At 49.2% G+C, this 1,241-nt stretch carries 1 protein-coding gene; it reads right to left on the reverse strand.

Annotated elements, in window-relative coordinates; genetic code table 11:
- Nucleotides 1-63: 63 nt before the first annotated feature.
- Nucleotides 64-1,241: group II intron reverse transcriptase/maturase (gene ltrA / locus KDK15_RS07675; protein WP_257294773.1), on the reverse strand; the 1,178-nt coding region annotated here is incomplete at its 5' end.

Here is a 1,241-nt window from a genome sequence, read left to right on the forward strand (position 1 = left end):
GCTCTCGTGACACACCAGATCCCGGCGTGCAGATTTCCCGCACCGGGCTCTTCGACATTTGACTTACAGCACAGACATAGATTGCATCTTCCAAAAGGAGATGGTTATCTTTGGTCTCTGTAACGGCATTATCCGCTTAAGATGGTTAAATTTCTCCCAGGTCACCTTTCCCTTACGACACCGCTTACTAAGCATCTTGCGCCAATATCGCTCCACAAACCGATACAGTTTGCAGAGACTTCGGTAATTCCCTCCCATTCCATAGTAAGCATAATGTCCCTGCAACCGACGATTGATCGCTGTTAACTGTTCATGCAACGGATCGTGACGTATTCGCCTCAGCAACGCCTTCAATTTCTCAAAACTTCGCCATAGCCGTGTTTTCTCCGTTTTACGGCCAACCATAAAGTTTCCCTTCCGGTTACGGGTGCAGTAATGAGTAAACCCAAGAAAGTAGACCGTTTCTGGCCGCTTCTTTTGCCGATGAGCAAATCGTCCGAACTCAACCAACCGGGTTTTATCCGGCTCCAGCTTCAGACCAAATTTGCCCAACCGCCTTGGCAGCACATTCATGAAACGTTCCGCATCACTGCGGTGCTGAAAGCACACCAAAAAATCATCAACATACCTGATTAACCAGGCTTCCCCTTTTAAACAGGGCTTAACCTTGCGTTCAAACCAAAGGTCGAGCACGTAATGCAGATACAGGTTACTCAAAATGACACTGACAGGCCCTCCTTGCGGCGTACCCTCCTCACTCTCATGCAGATCCCCGGTTTCCATCACTCCCGCCTTTAACCAACGACGGATCAAGTTCAGAATTCTGGGATCACCGACCCGGTGTTCAACAAAACGAAGCAGCCATCCATGATCAAGACTTCCAAAGAAATTCTTCAGATCAGCCTCGAACACCCAACTCACTTTGCGACCTGACACCACCTCATTAAAGGTGGATAGCGCATTGTGCGCTCCTATGCCCGGCCTGCCTCCCATGGAACAGGGCAGAAAATCCTGTTCATAGATGGCATTCAATACATCGGCAACACTGCGTTGCAAGGCTCGATCATTAATGCAAGAAACACCCAAAGGGCGTTTCTCCTTCTTCCCCGGTTTTGGTATCCATACTCTCCTGACCGGTGGTGCCTTGTAAGCCTGTCGATGAATAGACGTCAGCGTTTGTTCAAGCCATTGCCTGAAGTCTTTCTTTGTCTCTTCCATTGTCAGCCCATCAACGCCGGGTG

It is taken from the genome of Endozoicomonas sp. YOMI1 (assembly GCF_024606345.1).
In the GTDB taxonomy this organism is placed as follows: Bacteria; Pseudomonadota; Gammaproteobacteria; order Pseudomonadales; family Endozoicomonadaceae; genus Endozoicomonas.